This window comes from Dietzia sp. 2505 (genome assembly GCF_040546785.1).
Taxonomy (GTDB): domain Bacteria; phylum Actinomycetota; class Actinomycetes; order Mycobacteriales; family Mycobacteriaceae; genus Dietzia.
The window spans coordinates 369,179-385,967 of the sequence record NZ_JBEPON010000002.1; the positions used below are offsets into that span (position 1 = coordinate 369,179).

At 70.3% G+C, this 16,789-nt stretch carries 18 protein-coding genes; 2 read left to right on the forward strand and 16 right to left on the reverse strand.

Going from position 1 to position 16,789, the window contains the following annotated elements; translation table 11 throughout:
• Positions 1–12: 12 nt before the first annotated feature.
• Both madL and madM read left to right on the forward strand, forming a co-directional pair.
• Positions 13–420 (forward strand): malonate transporter subunit MadL, encoded by a 408-nt coding sequence (gene madL / locus ABIE38_RS05435; protein ID WP_354054375.1) that lies wholly within the window; start codon positions 13–15, stop codon positions 418–420.
• A gap of 1 nt (position 421) precedes the next feature.
• Positions 422–1,180, forward strand: coding sequence for a malonate transporter subunit MadM (gene madM, locus ABIE38_RS05440; protein WP_354054376.1), 759 nt, complete (start codon positions 422–424; stop codon positions 1,178–1,180).
• Positions 1,181–1,275: 95 nt separating this feature from the next.
• Here the strand turns inward: madM and dprA are convergent, their stop codons facing one another.
• From dprA to ftsY, 16 genes are all read right to left on the reverse strand, one after another.
• The gene (gene dprA / locus ABIE38_RS05445) at positions 1,276–2,475 is read right to left on the reverse strand and encodes a DNA-processing protein DprA (protein ID WP_354054377.1); all 1,200 of its coding nucleotides are present in this window, start codon (positions 2,473–2,475) and stop codon (positions 1,276–1,278) included.
• Positions 2,475–3,992, reverse strand: coding sequence for a YifB family Mg chelatase-like AAA ATPase (locus tag ABIE38_RS05450; RefSeq protein WP_354054378.1), 1,518 nt, complete (start codon positions 3,990–3,992; stop codon positions 2,475–2,477). Before ABIE38_RS05450 ends, dprA begins: the two co-directional genes overlap by 1 nt.
• A 1-nt stretch (position 3,993) precedes the next feature.
• Positions 3,994–4,395 (reverse strand): YraN family protein, encoded by a 402-nt coding sequence (locus ABIE38_RS05455; protein ID WP_354054785.1) that lies wholly within the window; start codon positions 4,393–4,395, stop codon positions 3,994–3,996.
• 145 nt (positions 4,396–4,540) lie between these two features.
• Positions 4,541–4,846: a DUF2469 domain-containing protein gene (locus ABIE38_RS05460; protein ID WP_007632861.1), complete on the reverse strand. Its 306-nt coding sequence runs from the start codon at positions 4,844–4,846 to the stop codon at positions 4,541–4,543.
• Positions 4,843–5,520, reverse strand: coding sequence for a ribonuclease HII (locus tag ABIE38_RS05465; protein WP_354054379.1), 678 nt, complete (start codon positions 5,518–5,520; stop codon positions 4,843–4,845). The genes ABIE38_RS05460 and ABIE38_RS05465 overlap by 4 nt, the downstream gene beginning before the upstream one ends.
• Complete coding sequence (gene lepB / locus ABIE38_RS05470) at positions 5,517–6,311, reverse strand: signal peptidase I (RefSeq protein WP_502914718.1); 795 nt, start codon at positions 6,309–6,311, stop codon at positions 5,517–5,519. Before lepB ends, ABIE38_RS05465 begins: the two co-directional genes overlap by 4 nt.
• Before the next feature lie 62 nt (positions 6,312–6,373).
• Positions 6,374–6,715 (reverse strand): 50S ribosomal protein L19, encoded by a 342-nt coding sequence (rplS, locus tag ABIE38_RS05475; protein WP_017836979.1) that lies wholly within the window; start codon positions 6,713–6,715, stop codon positions 6,374–6,376.
• A 163-nt stretch (positions 6,716–6,878) separates the two neighbouring features.
• The gene (gene trmD, locus ABIE38_RS05480) at positions 6,879–7,643 is read right to left on the reverse strand and encodes a tRNA (guanosine(37)-N1)-methyltransferase TrmD (protein WP_354054789.1); all 765 of its coding nucleotides are present in this window, start codon (positions 7,641–7,643) and stop codon (positions 6,879–6,881) included.
• Positions 7,644–7,675: 32 nt separating this feature from the next.
• A complete protein-coding gene (gene rimM / locus ABIE38_RS05485; protein ID WP_354054380.1) occupies positions 7,676–8,209 on the reverse strand; it encodes a ribosome maturation factor RimM in 534 nt (177 codons plus the stop codon).
• Positions 8,210–8,244: 35 nt separating this feature from the next.
• On the reverse strand, positions 8,245–8,487 hold the full coding sequence (locus tag ABIE38_RS05490) for an RNA-binding protein (protein ID WP_354054381.1): 243 nt from the start codon (positions 8,485–8,487) through the stop codon (positions 8,245–8,247).
• 5 nt (positions 8,488–8,492) lie between these two features.
• Positions 8,493–9,002, reverse strand: a complete 510-nt coding sequence (gene rpsP, locus ABIE38_RS05495) for a 30S ribosomal protein S16 (RefSeq protein ID WP_354054382.1) — start codon at positions 9,000–9,002, stop codon at positions 8,493–8,495.
• Positions 9,003–9,214: 212 nt separating this feature from the next.
• Positions 9,215–10,789 carry a signal recognition particle protein gene (ffh, locus tag ABIE38_RS05500; RefSeq protein WP_354054383.1) on the reverse strand — a complete coding sequence of 525 codons (1,575 nt, stop codon included), beginning with the start codon at positions 10,787–10,789 and terminating at the stop codon, positions 9,215–9,217.
• 64 nt (positions 10,790–10,853) lie between these two features.
• Complete coding sequence (locus ABIE38_RS05505) at positions 10,854–13,229, reverse strand: [protein-PII] uridylyltransferase (protein ID WP_354054384.1); 2,376 nt, start codon at positions 13,227–13,229, stop codon at positions 10,854–10,856.
• 189 nt (positions 13,230–13,418) lie between these two features.
• The gene (locus ABIE38_RS05510; protein ID WP_354054385.1) at positions 13,419–13,757 is read right to left on the reverse strand and encodes a P-II family nitrogen regulator; all 339 of its coding nucleotides are present in this window, start codon (positions 13,755–13,757) and stop codon (positions 13,419–13,421) included.
• A 28-nt stretch (positions 13,758–13,785) separates the two neighbouring features.
• Positions 13,786–15,081: an ammonium transporter gene (locus tag ABIE38_RS05515; protein ID WP_354054791.1), complete on the reverse strand. Its 1,296-nt coding sequence runs from the start codon at positions 15,079–15,081 to the stop codon at positions 13,786–13,788.
• A 229-nt stretch (positions 15,082–15,310) separates the two neighbouring features.
• Positions 15,311–16,771 (reverse strand): signal recognition particle-docking protein FtsY, encoded by a 1,461-nt coding sequence (ftsY, locus tag ABIE38_RS05520; protein WP_354054386.1) that lies wholly within the window; start codon positions 16,769–16,771, stop codon positions 15,311–15,313.
• Positions 16,772–16,789 lie beyond the last annotated feature (18 nt).

The following is a 16,789-nucleotide window of genomic DNA, read 5'->3' on the forward strand; positions in this document are numbered from 1 at the left end:
GGGAGAGAGATCATGGTCACCTACGGAGTGGCGATTCTCGCGGGGTGCACCCTCGCGGGCGCCGTGATCGGACAGCTGCTCGGCGAGCTGTTGGGGGTTGACGCGAACGTCGGCGGTGTCGGCTTCGCGATGCTGATGCTCATCGTCGTCACCGACGTGATGCGGCGGAAGGGGCGGCTTCCCCGACCGTCCGAACAGGGCGTCCTGTTCTGGAGCGCGATGTACATCCCGGTGGTCGTCGCGATGGCCTCGGTGCAGAACGTCTCCGCAGCGGTGTCCGGCGGCGCCGCTGCGGTCGCGGCGGGCCTCGCCGCGATGCTCGTCGGCGCGGCCCTCGTGCCGGTTCTCGCCAGAATCGGGCCGCCCTCCGCGCCTCTACCGCCGCTGAACGACCCCGACGCCGCAGCTCAGGAGATCTGACATGGACACCGTCATCGAAGTCCTGGAGGCGAACGGCCTGCTGGTCGCGTTCGCCGTGGTCGGTGTGACGATCCTGGTGTCAGGCTGGCTGTCGAGAACACTGACCCGAGGCGTTCTGCACGGTTCGGCGATCGCGATCATGGTCGGACTCGCCCTGGCGTACTGGGCAGGGCAGCACACAGGCGGTGAGAAGGGTGTTGCGGACATCGCCCTCTTCTCCGGACTCGGGCTCATGGGCGGCGCGATGATCCGCGACTTCGCCATCGTCTCCACCGCGTTCGGGGTGGACCTGCGCGAGATCCGCAAAGCCGGCCTCGCCGGGGTGATCGCCCTCCTCGCCGGCGTGTGGGTCTCGTTCTTCGTGGGCGCCGCGCTGGCGTGGGCGTTCGGCTACACCGACCCTGAGTCACTCGCGACCATCGGCGCCGGCGCCGCGACGTACATCGTCGGACCGGTCACCGGCACGGCCGTGGGAGCCTCCTCGGAGGTCATCGCGCTCTCGGTCGCGGCCGGGCTGATCAAGGCGGTGCTGGTGATGGTCGCCACCCCGCTCATCGCACCGCTGATCCGCTTGAACAATGCGAAATCGGCGATGGTGTACGGCGGGATGATGGGGACCACCTCGGGCGTCGCGGGCGGCCTCGCGGCCACCGACGAGCGATTGGTGCCCTACGGTGCGATGACCGCCACCTTCTACACGGGACTCGGCTGCCTCCTGGGGCCCTCGCTGTTCTACCTCGGGTTGCAGGCGCTCCTGTGACGGTCTGGCCCGGCGCGGACTCGTCGCTCTCAGATCGCGGACTCGTCGCTCTCCGATGGCCGTGTCTGGCCGTGCCGTCTGCGGCCGCTCGGGCCTCACGCCACGGGGATGGTCAGCTGGACACCACCGTCCCCCGATCTGCGCCACCCCTCGGGGCCGCGGACCGCCGCACCCGCGGACAGCAGCCTGCCCAGGACCGCCCGCGTGACCGTCGGCGCCGTCCCCGCGGACGCCGCGATCTCAGCCGGTGCGGATCCGCCGGTGACGGGCAGCGCCTCGAGGATCCGACGGGTCACGTCGTCCAACCCGTCCCAGGGACTCGAGTGCCCGGTGGGCGGCGCGGCCGTCTCCCCCATGTCGCCGGCCAGCTCGACAACGTCGGCAGTCCTACCGACCAGGACCGCTCCCCTGTCCCTCACGAGCAGGTGGCACCCCACCGATGCGACCGACGTGACCGGTCCGGGAACGGCGCCCACCGGGCGATCCAGTGCCGAGGCCCATGCCGCCGTGCTCAGCGCACCGCTGCGGGCGGCCGCCTCGACCACCACCGTGGCGCGGGACAGGGCCGCGATGAGCCGGTTCCGGTCGAGGAACCGGTATCGGGTCACCCCGGTACCCGGGGCCTGCGCCGAGACCACCGCCCCCGACTCCGTGACCGCCCTCAGCATCCCGTCGTTGCCGCGGGGGTAGAGCCGGTCGACGCCCCCGGCGAGCACCGCGATCGTGCATCCACCAGCGCCGAGGACCGCCCTGTGGGCGGCCGCGTCGATACCGAACGCGCCTCCCGACACCACTGTGAACCCCTCGGCACAGACGCCCGAGGCCAGATCCGCGGTCACCGCACGACCGTACGGCGTCGGCGCGCGGGTGCCCACCACGGCGACTGATCTCCCGAGCGACAGGGCGGGATCGGCGGTCCCCCGCCACCACAGACCCAGCGGGCGCAGCGCGGTGGCGACACCGCCCCGGCCGCCTCGCCGCCTCCACCTCGGTCGGTCCAGCGGTTCGAGGGCGTGCGCCGGCCACCCCGGGTCCCCGGGAACCAGCAGGTGGGCTCCGACCTCACCGGCGGCATCCATGAGTGCCGCGCCGTCCACGCGATCGCGACGGGACGCCGACTGCTCCGCGAGCGCCTCCGGTACGCACGCCACCCTGATGCGGTCGCAGGCCTCGATCGGTCCGACCTCGTCCACCAGATCCCACAGTTCCGTCGTCGGACGTTCCGTCACGGCCCCCAGGTACGCGTACGCCCGCCGGACCTCCGGTGCCACCACGACATCGTCACGGTCGTCCATCATTCCTCCCCCCTCAACACGAGTGCCTCGGACACGTGCGCCTCCCCGGGAACACCGGCGCCGTCGAGATCAGCGACCGTCCAGGCCAGGCGCAGGCACCGGTCCACCCCCCGGGGCGAGAGCACCCCGAGCGCCAGGGACCGGTTGAGCGGCCGCAACGCTCGCGGGTCCAGTCCGCGCACTGTGCGCAGCACTCTCCCCGGAACGTCAGCGTTGGTGCGGGCGCCCGCCGTGCCGGGGCACGCCGACCACCTCTCGGCGGCCGCCGCCCTGGCGGTTGCCACTCTGGCGCGGACCACAGCGCTGTCCTCCTCGTCCCCGACCGCGAACAGTCCTGACCCCAACGGCAGAGTCCGGGCCAGGATGTCCAGCCGGTCGCGCAGCGGCCCGGTCAACGACCTCCCGTAGCGGCGCCGCGCGTCGGGGGTGCAGGAGCATTCGGAGGGTCGCGGTGAGCCACACGGGCAGTCGTTCGCCGCCATCACCAACTGGAACCGGGCGGGGAACACCGAGACGCCGTCCCGGCGTGCGATCCGGACCTCCCCGTCCTCGAGCGGAGTCCGCAGGCTGTCCAGGACCCTTCCCGAGAACTCCGCACACTCGTCCAGGAAGAGCACACCCCGATGCGCGAGAGTCGCGGCACCCGGCTTGGCGGTGTTGTTCCCACCGCCAACGAGCGCTGCCGCCGACGCGGTGTGATGTGGGGCGACGAACGGCGGGCGTCGAAGCAGCGGGTCGTGGTCCGACAGTCGGCCCATGACCGAGTGGATCGCTGTGGCCTCGAGGGCCGCCCGCTCCCCCAGATCCGGCAGCAGACCGGGCAGACGCCGGGCCAACATCGTCTTGCCCGTCCCGGGAGCACCCTGGAGGAGCATCGCGTGTCCCCCGGCCGCCGCGACCTCGATCGCGCGGCGGCAGTCGTCCTGACCGTGGACCTCGGCGAGGTCCACCCCGTCGTCCGTACTCGCAGCCGGCGGGTCCGGGGCCTCGGTGACGAGGTCACCGCTGCCTCGACTCCAGGCAGCCAGCATCGCCAGGGACTCCACCCCCGCCGTGTCGATGTCGCCCACCAGCCTCGCCTCGGCCAGGTTCCCGGCCGGAACGATCGCGCGCCGAAGACCGGCGTCCCGCGCCGCGAGCACGGCCGGCAGCACTCCACGCACCGGACGGACGCGGCCGTCGAGCGCCAGCTCACCGACCAGCAGAGTCCCCTCGAACCCGCTGGCTGGCAGCTCGTTCGACGCGGTGAGCGCTCCGATCGCGAGCGCCACGTCGAATCCCGATCCGCGCTTTGGCAGCGCCGCGGGTGACAGCGAGAGCACCACCTTCCCCCTCGGCCAGGACAGGCCCGAATTGAGTACCGCCGCCCGCATCCGCTCCCTGGACTGCATGACCGCACCGTCGCCCATTCCGACGATGCTCACCCCGGGCAGTCCGCGCCCGACATCGGCCTCGACCTCGACGAGTTGGCCACCGATCCCCGACAGGGTCACCGCCCACGTCCGTCCGAGCGCCACCTCAGAACACGTCCTCGAAGAGCTCGAGTCGCGGACGGGAGGGGTCCGCGAGGTCCACGCCGATCACGTCGAAACAGACCTGTCGCCAGGGACCCGGGTTCGCCGCCAGCCACTCCCCTGCCAGCGTGCGCAGGCGGCGACGCTTGACCGCGGTCACCGACTCGGCCGGTGTTCCGAACCCGGTGCCGGTCCGCGTGCGGACCTCGACGAACCGCAACCGTCCCCCGGCGTCCAGGGCGACCAGGTCGAGCTCCCCCGTCCGGCTCCGCCAGTTCCGGCTGATCACCGCGCCCCCACGCGCCTCGATCAACCCCGCGGCATGGGCCTCCCCGATCGCCCCGGTCCGTCGGCGACCGTCACCCCCGTCCGTGCCGGCGACCGATCCCGCCCTGTCCCCCGCCATCCCGAGCCCCTCCCCGGCAGTCCGGTCCGTCCGGTCCACCGCGGCTCACCCTGCACCACGACGACGGCCCGATCCGCTGGACACGGACCGGGCCGGGAGCGCCCTGTGGGGGCGTGGGAGGCTGTGGAGGACCAGCCGCCGGGTTCTACTCCGGGAGGCGGAGTTCGGGCTTGTCGAGTTCCTCGATGTTGACGTCCTTGAAGGTCAGGACCCGCACGTACTTCACGAAACGTGCAGGTCGGTACATATCCCACACCCAGGCGTCGGACATCCGGACGTCGAAGTAGACCTCGCCGTCCGCGGACCTCGGGATCAGTTCGACCGCGTTCGCGAGATAGAAGCGCCGCTCCGTCTCGACGACGTAGGTGAACTGACCGACGATGTCGCGGTACTCGCGGTACAGCGAGAGCTCCATCTCGGTCTCGTAGTTCTCCAGATCCTCGGCGCTCATCTAGTGCTGCTCCTCGAATGCGCCTGGGCGGCGCGACGGACGTTGGCGTACGACATCCGGTGGATGTCGGTGGGACCGAGCTGCTCGATCGCCCTGGCGTGACCCGGGGTGCTGTACCCCTTGTGGGCGGCGAACCCGTAGCCCGGGTACCTCGGGTCGAGGTCCACCATAATCCGATCGCGGGTGACCTTTGCGAGGACACTCGCGGCGGCGATGGATGCGACGACCGCGTCGCCGCCTATCACCGCCGTGGACTGGCATCCGAGACCGTCCACGGCGAACCCGTCGGTGAGGACGAAACCCGGTGCCGGGTCGAGAGCGGCCACCGCGCGACGCATGCCCTCGAGGTTGCACCGGTGCACGCCCCGCTCGTCGATGCGATCGGGCTCGATCACCACCACGGAGACTGCGGTCGCCCTCCGCAGCACGGCGTCGTGGAGCCGTTCCCGAGTGAGCGGGGACAGCTTCTTGGAGTCATCGAGGTCGGCGAGGTCCGGGGGGAGACGGTCCCCCAACACGCATGCCGCCACCACCAGCGGCCCCGCGCACGACCCGCGTCCGGCTTCATCGACCCCGGCGACCGGCCCGAGGCCGCGCCGTCCCAGTGCCGCCTCGAGTGCCAGCCGTCCGTCACGCCGGGTCACCCTGACCCGGCCCGGTCGGACCGGGCTCACCCCGCGTGGATGTCCGGCGAGGGGACGGACCCGATCCGGTTGAACGGAAGGATGATGGCCTGCACCTTGCCGATGATGTTCGCCCCGGGGACGGTGCCCTGGAACTCGTCGCCCATGTGATAGCGGGAGTCGGCCGAATTGCCCCGGTTGTCACCCATCACCCAGTAGTTGCCCTCCGGAACGGTGACCGGGCCGAACGCGCAGTTGAGTGGGTTGCGTTCGAGGGCGGGGTCCGCGTTGAGGTAAGGCTCGTCCAGGGGTTCGCCGTCCACGAGGAGGCCACCCTCCGGCGAGCACCCGCCCACGGTCTGACCACCCACGGCGACCACGCGCTTGACCATGTCGTTCTGGTCGGGTGGGACTATGCCGATGACCCCTCCGATGTCCTGCAGGGTGCGTATCGCCGGGTTGTCCGAACGGATGGACTGGTATCCCTGGTTCCAGGAATCCGGCCCCTCGAACACCACGACGTCCCCGGGCTTCGGATCGCCGAACCGGTAGGAGATCTTGTCCACGAAGATCCGATCACCCGTGCAGCCGGCACACCCGTGCAACGTGGGCTCCATCGACTCCGAGGGGATCTGGTAGACCCGACCGACGAAGGTCTGGAAGACGAACACCAGCACCAGGGCGATCACCACCAACAAGGGGATCTCGATGTACCAGGGCTGCCCCTTCTTCTCGGTGGTCCGCGCGTCGCGTCGACGCCCACCCACGCCTCGAGCCGGGTCCCCGTCTTCTCGGGGGCCCGGCTCGGAGGGGTTCTGTCCAGGTGATTCGGTGCTGCTCACCCGGACGAGCGTAGTCGATCGGCCACCGCACACGGCGGCCGAGTCCGACCCGCTCTACGCGCTCAGCGCTTCTCCTTGATCTTCGCGGCCTTGCCGCGGAGGTTGCGGAGGTAGTACAGCTTGGCGCGACGGACGTCTCCGCGGGTCAGGACGTCGATGTGGTCGATGGTGGGCGAGTGGACCGGGAAGGTGCGCTCGACGCCGACGCCGAAGGAGACCTTGCGGACGGTGAAGGTCTCCCGGACGCCACCGCCCTGGCGGCGGATCACGACGCCCTTGAAGACCTGGACGCGCTCCTTGGAGCCCTCGATGACCTTGACGTGCACGTCGAGCGTGTCGCCGGGGCGGAACGCCGGAATGTCGTCGCGGAGTGACTTGTTGTCGATGAAGTCGAGAGTGTTCATTGTGTTCCTCGGATGTCAGGAATTGAGGACAGAGGACCCTGGCGCCCGCCTCCAGGCGGGACGACCGGTTCGTGCCCGGATCAGCGCGACCGTCCGCGGACGCACGGATGCGCCCGGATGATCAACCTCGCTAGTGTGCCATTACCTGCCTGCCCGCCCCAAATCAGCCGGCGCGGGGCGTCCAGCCGACTGAGGCGAGCGTCTCCAGGTCCGCCGGACGGAGATCCGCGTCGTCGAGTAGCTCGGGTCGGCGTTGCGCGGTGCGTCGTAGTGACTCGTCTCGCCGCCACCGCGCGATCTTCGCGTGGTCACCGCTCCTGAGCACTGCGGGAACCGGCCGTCCCCGCCACTCCTCGGGTCGGGTGTAGCTCGGTCCCTCGAGAAGGCCGTCGGAGAAGGAGTCCTCCTCGTGGCTGCGCTGGTTGCCCAGGACTCCCGGCAGGAGCCTGACGACGGCCTCCGCCATCACCAGGACGGCCACCTCTCCCCCGATCAGCACGTAGTCGCCGATGCTCACCTCTTCGACGTCCATCCGTGTGGAGGCCTCGTCGATCACCCGCTGGTCGATTCCCTCGTATCGGCCGCACGCGAAGAGCAGGTGACCGCGCCGGGCGTACCGGTGGGCGTCGTCCTGGGTGAAGGGCCGGCCGGCGGGGGTGGGCACGATGAGGAGGGACCGCTCCGCGGACTCGTCCGCGGACGGGGGTACCAACTCGTCGAGGGCCTCTCCCCAGACCGTCGGCCTCATGACCATGCCGGGGCCCCCACCGAACGGGGTGTCGTCGACGGACCGGTGCACGTCGTGGGCCCACGCCCGGAGGTCGTGGACCTCGAGATCCAGGATTCCGCGATCGATCGCCCGCCCGGGCAGCGCCAGACGGAGCGGGGCGAGATAGTTCGGGAACGCGGTGACGACGTCGAGTCGCAGTCGCGGCGCGGGAACCGTGTCGTCGATCCCCGTCACGAGGTCCCCAGGTCGAGTAGTCCCTCCGGTGGGTCGATCACGCACGTACCGGAACCGAGGTCCACCTCGGGCACGATCCGGGTGACGAAGGGCACGAGTGCGTCCGCACCGTTCGCGAGGCGCACCGCGAGCAGTTCGCCACCCGGCGTGTGGACGACCTCGGTGACCTCGCCGAGCTCAGCCCCATCGGTGTCCAGGGCCCGGAGCCCCACCAGTTGGTGGTCGTGGAACTCGTCCGGATCCCCGGTCTCCGGCAGCGACTCGGAGTCCACGAGCAGCAGCATCCCGCGCAACGCGTCGGCGGAGTCCCGGTCCGAGACGCCCGCCAGGCGCACGAGAAGCCGCCCGGAATGATCCCGGGCGGCCTCTACGGTGACCTCTCGGTCGGTGACGTTGTTCCCTTTGCCGGTGCGACCCAGCAGGCGCTCGCCCACCGCGAAACGGTCACGGGGCGAGTCGGTCCGCACATCCACCACCAGTTCACCGCGGACTCCGTGGGATTTGACGACGCGGCCCACGACGAGTTCCATGGTGTCCTTCCGGTGCGGGTGAGATCCGAGTGGGACTAGCGGTCGGTGTCGACCACGTCGACCCGGATGTCCGGCCCGCCGACGGCGGAGACGATCGTCCGGATCGCGGAGGCGGTGCGGCCACCGCGGCCGATGACGCGTCCGAGGTCCTCGGGCGACACGGTCACGCGGATCACGGTGCCGCGCCGACCGCCGCTCGACCGGACGGACACCGCGTCGGGATCCGACACGATGCCGCGGACGAGATGGTCGACGGCGTCGACGACCATGTCACTCATCCGACTCAGGCCTCGGCGTTCTCGGCGTCGGGCGACCCGGCCTCGGCGGACTCGGTCTCGGAGGCCTCGGCGGCGGCCTTCTTCGCGTCGTCCTCGGCCTTCTTCGCCTCTTCGGCCTTCTTGGCCTTCTCGGCCTTGCGCTTGGTGGTGATGGCCTCGGCGGACGGCTCGCCCTGGGCCTCCTCGAGCGCCTTGTTGAACAGCTCCAGCTTGCTGGGCTTGGGCTCGGCGACCCGGAGAGTGCCCTCGGCGCCCTCGAGGCCCTTGAACTTCTGCCAGTCGCCGGTGATCTTGAGGAGCGCCTCGACGGCCTCGGTGGGCAGCGCGCCCACGCCGAGCCAGTACTGCGCACGCTCGGAGTCGATCTGGATGAAGCTCGGCTCCTCCTTGGGGCGGTAAAGCCCGATCGTCTCGATGGCGCGCCCGTCGCGGCGGGTGCGGGCGTCGGCCACGACCACCCGGTACTGCGGGTTACGGATCTTGCCGAGGCGGGTGAGCTTGATCTTGACGGCCATGTGGCGTCTCGCTTTCTCTTGCGGGTCACGTGGCGATTCAGCGACTCCCGCACCTGTTGCGGGGCCCGGTTTCGCCTTCCGGGTGACCGCCGTTCGGCGCGGGCCCCGGGTCGCGACCAGCACGACCGGACCCACCGGTGACGGCGTCCAGCGCACCAGTCTAAACGCCCCGCCACCCCTGGTACCAATCGGCGCCCGCCCGGCCGACCAGGTCAGCGCTTGGGGAACTTCAGGTCGTTCAGGTCAATGCCCTCGAGTCCCGGTGGGAGCTTGTCGAGTCCGGGCGGCATCTGTGACAGATCCGGCATCCCCCCGGGGGGCATCCCCGGCATCCCCGGAGGCATTCCCGGCATCCCACCGGGCATCATGCCCCTGTTCTTGGGCTGGGTCGGTCCGCGGCCCTTGCCCTTGCCCTTCTTGCCCTTGCGCTGGTTCTTCCGGCCGGCTCCGGGCATGCCCATCTGTCCCGCCATGCGGCTCATCATCTTGCGGGCCTCGAAGAACCGGTCCACCAACTGGTTGACGTCGGTGACGGTGACACCGGAACCCTTGGCGATGCGCTGGCGGCGGGAGCCGTTGATGATCTTGGGATCGGCGCGCTCCTCCGGCGTCATCCCCCGGATGATCGCCTGGATACGGTCCAGATACTTCTCGTCGATGTCGCCGACGGCCGCCTTCATCTCCTTGCCCCCGGGGAGCATCCCCAGCAGGTTTCCGATGGGGCCCATCTTGCGGATCATCAGCATCTGGTCGAGGAAGTCCTCGAGCGTCAGCTCCCCCGAGCCGATCTTGGCCGCGGTCTTCTCCGCGTCCTTGGCATCGAAGACGGTCTCGGCCTGCTCGATGAGCGAGAGCACGTCGCCCATGCCGAGGATCCGGCTCGACATGCGGTCGGGGTGGAAGACGTCGAAGTCCTCGAGCTTCTCCCCGTCGGAGGCGAACATGATCGGCGTGCCGGTGAGCTCACGGACGCTCAGTGCGGCGCCGCCACGGGCGTCGCCGTCGAGCTTGGTCAGGACGACGCCGGTGAAACCGACCCCCTCGCGGAAGGCCTCCGCGGTCATCACGGCGTCCTGGCCGATCATCGCGTCGAGGACGAAGAAGGTCTCGTCCGGCTGGACCGCGTCCCGGATGCCCCTGGCCTGGGCCATGAGCTCGTCGTCGATACCCAATCGGCCGGCGGTGTCGACGATCACGACGTCGTGCATCTTGGCACGGGCGTGCGCGAGGCCCCGCTGCGCGACGGACACCGGCTCCTGCACACCGACGACCTCCCCGTCTCCCCCGACGGACGTGCCGGGATGGGGTGCGAAGACCTGCACGCCGGCGCGCTCGCCGACGATCCGGAGCTGGTCGACCGCACCCGGCCGCTGGAGGTCGCACGCCACGAGGAGCGGGGTGTGGCCCTGGCCCTTGAGCCAGTACGCGAGCTTGCCCGCCAAAGTGGTCTTACCCGCACCCTGCAGGCCGGCGAGCATGATCACCGTCGGGGGCTGCTTGGCGAACTCGATGCGCCGCGCCTCTCCGCCCAGGATCGCGGTGAGTTCGGCGTCGACGATCTTGACGACCTGCTGCGCGGGGTTGAGGGCCTCCGACACCTCGGATCCCTTGGCCCTCTCCTTGACGCGCGAGATGAACGTGCGCACGACGGGGAGGGCGACGTCCGCCTCGAGCAGCGCGAGGCGGATCTCGCGCGCCGTCGCATCGATGTCGGCGTCGCTGAGCCGCCCCTTCCCGCGCAGGTCCTTGAGCGCACCTGCCAGGCGATCGGACAAGGAATCGAACACGGTTACAGCTCCCTGGGTCGCGGGCCGGGGGCGTGGTGGCCCCGGCGTCGTCGACGACGACTGCTCACAGGGTATCGGCACGCCCGACGCCGGGCGTGGCGGGATCGCGCCGGGGAAGCAGGGACTCCACCTCCGTGGCCGTGCTGAGCACCGCTCCGGGGCCGGACAGTGCGAAGACGTCCTCGACCGCGGCGCCGCGCGTGCGCACCACGACCCAGTCGATCCTCGCCCCCTTGCCCAGGATCGACGCGATGACCTTGGCGAACAGACCCGGTCTGTCCTCGGCCCGCACCTCGAGCAGGATGCCGTCGGCATCCGTCCGTCTGTTGACCAGGACCGACGACCTGGCCTGAGGCGGGCCGATCAGGCGGGAGGCGTTGCGGGCGAGCGCCGCCCTCAGCGACGCCGACACCCCGGAGTCGACCGCCCGACGCAGATCCTGGCGGAGCACCTTCGGATCGACGGGGTCACCGAAACGGGTCGACACAGTCATCCTCGCGCGTACCCCACCGGGCGGGCGCAGGTCTATCTCCGCGTCGACGATCTCCAACCGGTGCGCGGCGAGGACCTCCGCGGTCACCGCGAGTGACTTCCCCGAGCCGGGCACCACGAGGGTGAGCTCGTGGTTGGTCCCCGTCCCGGCGGGGCGCAGGTCCACCACGACGTCGGGGGGGCCGTGCGGCCGGCTGGCGTCGACGGTCGGCGCCTCCACCGCGCCGGGTTGCGATCCCATCCGGTCCCGGCACGCGTCGACCAGCATCGCGTGTGCCCTGGCCCTGCCCGGAGTCCAGACCGTCGGCCCGGTGGCCAGCGAATCGGCCTCGGTGAGCGTGGCGAGCACGTCGAAGGCGGTCGCGTCCTGGTCGAGCGTGGCCAGCACCGAGTCGGCCGTCGCCGGGTCCGAGGGGTCGCGACTGGTCGCGGTCGCGGCCAGCAGCAGGTGGTGCCGGACGATGCGGACGATGGTGTCGACGTCGGCCGGACCCAGCCCCATGCGCCGGGCGATCGGTTCGACCATCACGGCGCCCGTCTCGCTGTGGTCGCCCTCGCGACTCTTGCCGAGGTCGTGCAACAGCGCCGACAACAGGAGCAGATCCGCCCGCGCGACCGAGGTGGTGAGTCGGGATGCCTCCACCGCAGTCTGGACCAGGTGACGATCGACCGTGTAGATGTGCGCCCGGTCCCGGGCCGGCAGGTCCCTCACCCCCGACCACTCCGGCAGGATCCTCTCCCACAACCCGCTCCGGTCGAACGCCTCGAGAACGACCACCTGGGCCTCGCCCGATCCGAGCAAGACGAGAAGGTCCGAGAGCGCCTCCGCAGGCCATCGGCCCTCCGGGATCGGCGAACGCTCCACCAGTACCCCGAGCGTCGAGCTCGCCACCGGCAGCGTGTAGCGGGCTGCCGCCGCCGCCACCCGAAGCGGAAGCCAGGGGTCCTCGGTGACCCGTGCGCTCCTGGCTAGCGCCACCTCCCCCGCGTGCTCCACCACGCCGTCGTCGAGCGGTCTGCGGACCGGCGATCTGCGGAGCAGCCCGGTCAGTCCACGGGAGGACAGCGTCGCGACCGATCCGCGGATGGCCTGGTCCGCGGTGAACGCGATGGTCCGCGAGGCGTCGCTGAGCGCACGGGCGAGGTCGAAGCGATCCCCCAACCCGAGCGCCTGACCGACGTCGTCTCCGTATTCGGCGTGCAGGACCTCCCGGGGCCGTCCGCTCACCCGGTGGAGCTCGGTCCGCGCGTCGAGCACGAGCCGGTGCGCGGTCGTCAGCCCTCCGGGGACGACCGGTCGTCCGTCGCTGAGGTGGGCCACCGCGAGCGCGGTGACCAACTGAGAATCCCGCAGCCCGCCCACGCCGTTCTTGAGATCGGGTTCACTCCGATGCGCGATCACCCCGGAACGCTGACGCCGGGCCACCGCGGCGGCCACGAGATCGTCGAACCGGGAGGCGATCTGGTCACGCCACTGTCGCCGGGCACCGTCGACCACGAGCGCGCCCAGATCCGCGTCCCCGGCGATCACCCGGGCGTCCAGCAGACTCAACCCCACGGAGACGTCCGCAGCCGCCACCGCGAGACACTGGTCCACGGTCCGCACACTGTGATCCAGGCCCACGCCCGAGTCCCACAGGGGGTACCACATGGCATCGGCGAGCTCACCGACGTCGCGGTCAGGTCGTCTCTCGTGCACGAGCACCAGGTCGAGGTCGGAGTACGGGAGCACCTCTCGCCGGCCGAGCCCGCCGAAGGCCACGAGGGCGAAACCGGATCCCGGGCCGATCCCCGCCTCCTCCGCGAGCCGTCCGAGTTCCATCTCGTACAGCTCGCACAGTGCGTCCCGCAGGTGCGCCGCGGGGAGGTCGGCCGTCGCGGCGGAGAGGATCTGCTCGCGTCCGGCCCGCAGCGCCATGGCCCGCTCACCGTCCCCCGTCAGGCTCACGTCGTCCCTCTTTCCCTCATGAGTGTGTCTCCAGACTGTCGGCCCCGTGTCACCTCGTAGCGGCCACGGTGTTTCACTTTGGTGAACGCCGGTGCACGTCCACCGAGATCCCCGGTGAGGCAGGGGGAATCACCGAGAAACGCGGTCGACCCCGGGTCCGGGGTCGACCGCGCCTCGTGGTGTCGTCGATCAGATCGCGGCGTCGCCCGCCTCGCCCGTGCGGACCCGGACGATGCTCTCGACGGGGGTCACCCAGACCTTTCCGTCGCCGATCTTCCCGGTACGCGCGGCATCCACGACCAGTTGGACGACGGTGTCGGCGGTCTCGTCGTCGACGACCACCTCGACCCGGATCTTGGGAACGAAGTCCACGGCGTACTCAGCACCGCGATAGACCTCGGTGTGACCCTTCTGGCGGCCGTAACCCTGGACCTCACTGATGGTGAGTCCGTGGATTCCCGCCTGTTCGAGTGCTGCCTTGACGTCGTCCAGCGTGAACGGCTTGACGATCGCGGTGACGAGCTTCATGTCAGGGATTCCTTTCGCAGATGTCGGCTCAACGGATGAGCGCGTTGGTGGAGGCCTCGTACGCGGACTCCGCGTGCTCGGCGCCGTCGATACCGGACTGCTCGTCCGTCTCGCTGATGCGCCATCCCAGCGGGCGGCAGATCACGTAGGCGATCGCGGTCATGATGGCGGTGAAGACGAGCGCCGCCACGGCGATCACGATCTGGACCACGAGCAGCTTCCACCCGTCCGCCGAGTAGAACACGCCGGCATCGGTGTCGAAGGTGCCGGTGGCCAGGAGGCCGATGGCGATGGTGCCCCAGAGACCCGCCACGAGGTGGACGCCCACGACGTCGAGCGAGTCGTCGTAACCGAAGCGGTGCTTGAGTCCCACGGCGAGGGCACACAGGGCGCCGGACACGGCACCGAGGGCGATCGCGCCGAGGGGGTGGACCGACCCTGCGGCCGGGGTGATGGCGACCAGGCCGGCGACGACGCCCGAGGCCGCGCCGAGGCTGGTGGGATGGCCGTCCCTGATCCGCTCGGTGAGGAGCCAGCCGAGCATCGCGGCGGCCGTGGCGACCGTGGTGTTGATCCAGGCCAGGCCGGCGGCCCCGTTGGCACCGAAGGCCGAACCCGCGTTGAAGCCGAACCAGCCGAACCACAGCAGACCGGCGCCGAGCATGACGAGCGGGAGGCTGTGGGGGCGGAACGCGGTGCGGCCGAAGTCGTAGCGCTTGCCGATCAGGAGGACGAGGACCAGCGCTGCCATACCGGCGTTGATGTGGACCACCGTGCCACCCGCGAAGTCGACCGGGGCGACGGCTGCGACGAGGCCGCCCTCACCGTCGTCGACGGTGCCGAAGATCATCGCGGCGAGGCTGTTCTCCGAATGCGAGAGGAGCCCGCCGCCCCAGACCATGTGGGCCATGGGGAAGTAGGCCAGCGTGACCCACACGGCGGCGAAGGTCAGCCAGGTGCCGAACTTCACGCGCTCCGCGATGGCGCCCGAGATGAGTGCGACCGTGATGATGGCGAAGGTGACCTGGAACGCCACGTCGACGACCTGCGGGTACGGGCCCTCACCCGACATGACCCAGTTCTCGGCGTCCCCGATCACCCCGGCGAGGCCGAACATCTCAAAGGGGTTGGCGAACAGCCCGAGGATGTCCTGCTCGCCGTAGGACATCGACCAGCCCCACAGCACGTAGACGATGCCGATGACCCCCATCGCGCTGAAGGACATCATCATCATGTTGAGCACTGACTTCTGGCGGGACATCCCGCCGTAGAACATCGCCAGTGCGGGCGTCATGAGCAGGACCAGGGATGCCGCCATGAGCATCCAGGCCGTGTCTCCCGTATCGATCTCCGTCGCCGCCTCCTGGGCGAGCAACAAGACACTGTCACCTCTCACGGTGAGGTCCTCCTCGTCTCCATGGTGAGCGTTTGTCACTCACTCTCGGTTCAGAAGAATTCCTTTCCGCTGTTTCCGTGGATGCGCGGCCGTGTTTCCGGTCTGTAACGTGGCCGGCCCTCCGGTTCCGATCATGTGTCCTGGGTGCTCGCGCGTCCTAGGTTCCGAGCAGGGCATCGACGAAGGCATCCGCCGTGAAGGGCGCCAGGTCGTCGGCTCCCTCGCCCAGTCCGACAAGCTTGACCGGGACCCCGAGTTCGTGTTGGACCTGGAAGACGATGCCGCCCTTGGCGGTGCCGTCGAGCTTGGTCAGCACCACGCCGGTGATGTCGACGACCTCCTTGAACACCCGCGCCTGCATGAGACCGTTCTGCCCGGTCGTCGCGTCGATGACCAGCAGCACCTCGTCGACCGGGGTCTTCTTCTCCACGACCCGCTTGACCTTCCCGAGCTCGTCCATGAGCCCGGTCTTGGTGTGGAGGCGGCCGGCGGTGTCCACCAGGACGGCGTCCACCCCGGTCTCGACACCCCGGGCGACAGCGTCGAACGCCACCGACGCGGGGTCCGCGCCCTCCTTGCCGCGCACGACCTCCGCTCCCACCCGTTCTGCCCAGGTCTGAAGCTGGTCTGCGGCCGCGGCCCGGAAGGTGTCGGCGGCTCCCAGGAGGATGTGGCGCCCGTCTGCCACCAGGACGCGGGCCAGCTTGCCGGTGGTGGTGGTCTTGCCGGTGCCGTTCACCCCGACGACCAAGATCACGGCGGGGGTGCCGTCGTTCGGCAGCGCACGTAACGAGCGGTCGTACTCGGGGTGCAGGTTGTCCACGAGGGCCTGCCGCAGCAGGTCCCGGACCTCCGCCTCCGTGCGGATCTGTCTGGTCGCGATGTCCTGGCGCAAACGGTCCACGACGCGCTGGGTGACCGTGGTGCCCAGGTCCGCCATGATCAGCGTGTCCTCGATCTCCTCCCACGCGTCCTCGTCGAGATCACCTGCGCCCAGGAGCCCGAGCAGCCCCTGACCCACGGCGCCCTGGGAGCGCGCCAGTCGACCGCGGAGGCGGTCCAGGCGTCCCTCGGACGGGTCGATCCGCTCGACCGGGGCGACCGGGGAGGGGGCCCCGGTGATCAGCTCGGTCGTCGGGACCGGGACCTCCTCGTCCGGGACCTCCGGCGGTACCACCACTGGTTCGACGGGCGCGGGTTCCACGACGACCGTGTCGTCGCTCGGACCGGATCGGGTGTCCGGCTCGGGCACGACCGGCGTCTCGACCGGCCGGGGCTCCTCGACCGTGTCGGCCGGGCGGGGTGAGCCGGACGGCGGGGCTGTCCCGACCGGCGGGTGTGTGTCGACCGGCGGGGCTGTGTCGCCCGGCCGGGACGTCTCGCGCGGCAGGGGCTCCCTCGGGGGTGCCGCGGTGGCGGTGCCGCCCGCCTCGGTGAACGAGAAACCCGTCCCCGCCTGGTAGTTGCCGGAGCGTTCCTCACGGGTGAGTTCCCTGCGTTCCTCCGGCTTGCTCAGCGAGATCTGTCGCTTTTTGCGGAGCTGCAGCCCCACGACCAGCGCGAGTACGGCGAGCAACAGGACGGCGACGACGGCGATGATGATCCAGGTGGTGTTCACGGTGCCCAGTATGGACGA

Excerpts from the sequence above, each read along its gene's own strand:
- rimM (WP_354054380.1), bottom strand. The coding sequence starts at position 8,209 with ATGGAACTCGTCGTGGGCCGCGTCGTCAAATCCCACGGAGTCCGCGGT.
- rplS (WP_017836979.1), bottom strand. The coding sequence starts at position 6,715 with ATGAACACTCTCGACTTCATCGACAACAAGTCACTCCGCGACGACATT.
- ABIE38_RS05510 (WP_354054385.1), bottom strand. The coding sequence starts at position 13,757 with ATGAAGCTCGTCACCGCGATCGTCAAGCCGTTCACGCTGGACGACGTC.
- dprA (WP_354054377.1), bottom strand. The coding sequence starts at position 2,475 with ATGGACGACCGTGACGATGTCGTGGTGGCACCGGAGGTCCGGCGGGCG.
- ABIE38_RS05490 (WP_354054381.1), bottom strand. The coding sequence starts at position 8,487 with ATGAGTGACATGGTCGTCGACGCCGTCGACCATCTCGTCCGCGGCATC.
- madM (WP_354054376.1), top strand. The coding sequence starts at position 422 with ATGGACACCGTCATCGAAGTCCTGGAGGCGAACGGCCTGCTGGTCGCG.
- ABIE38_RS05460 (WP_007632861.1), bottom strand. The coding sequence starts at position 4,846 with ATGAGCGCCGAGGATCTGGAGAACTACGAGACCGAGATGGAGCTCTCG.
- ABIE38_RS05455 (WP_354054785.1), bottom strand. The coding sequence starts at position 4,395 with ATGGCGGGGGACAGGGCGGGATCGGTCGCCGGCACGGACGGGGGTGAC.
- ABIE38_RS05515 (WP_354054791.1), bottom strand. The coding sequence starts at position 15,081 with ATGCTCATGGCGGCATCCCTGGTCCTGCTCATGACGCCCGCACTGGCG.
- rpsP (WP_354054382.1), bottom strand. The coding sequence starts at position 9,002 with ATGGCCGTCAAGATCAAGCTCACCCGCCTCGGCAAGATCCGTAACCCG.
- madL (WP_354054375.1), top strand. The coding sequence starts at position 13 with ATGGTCACCTACGGAGTGGCGATTCTCGCGGGGTGCACCCTCGCGGGC.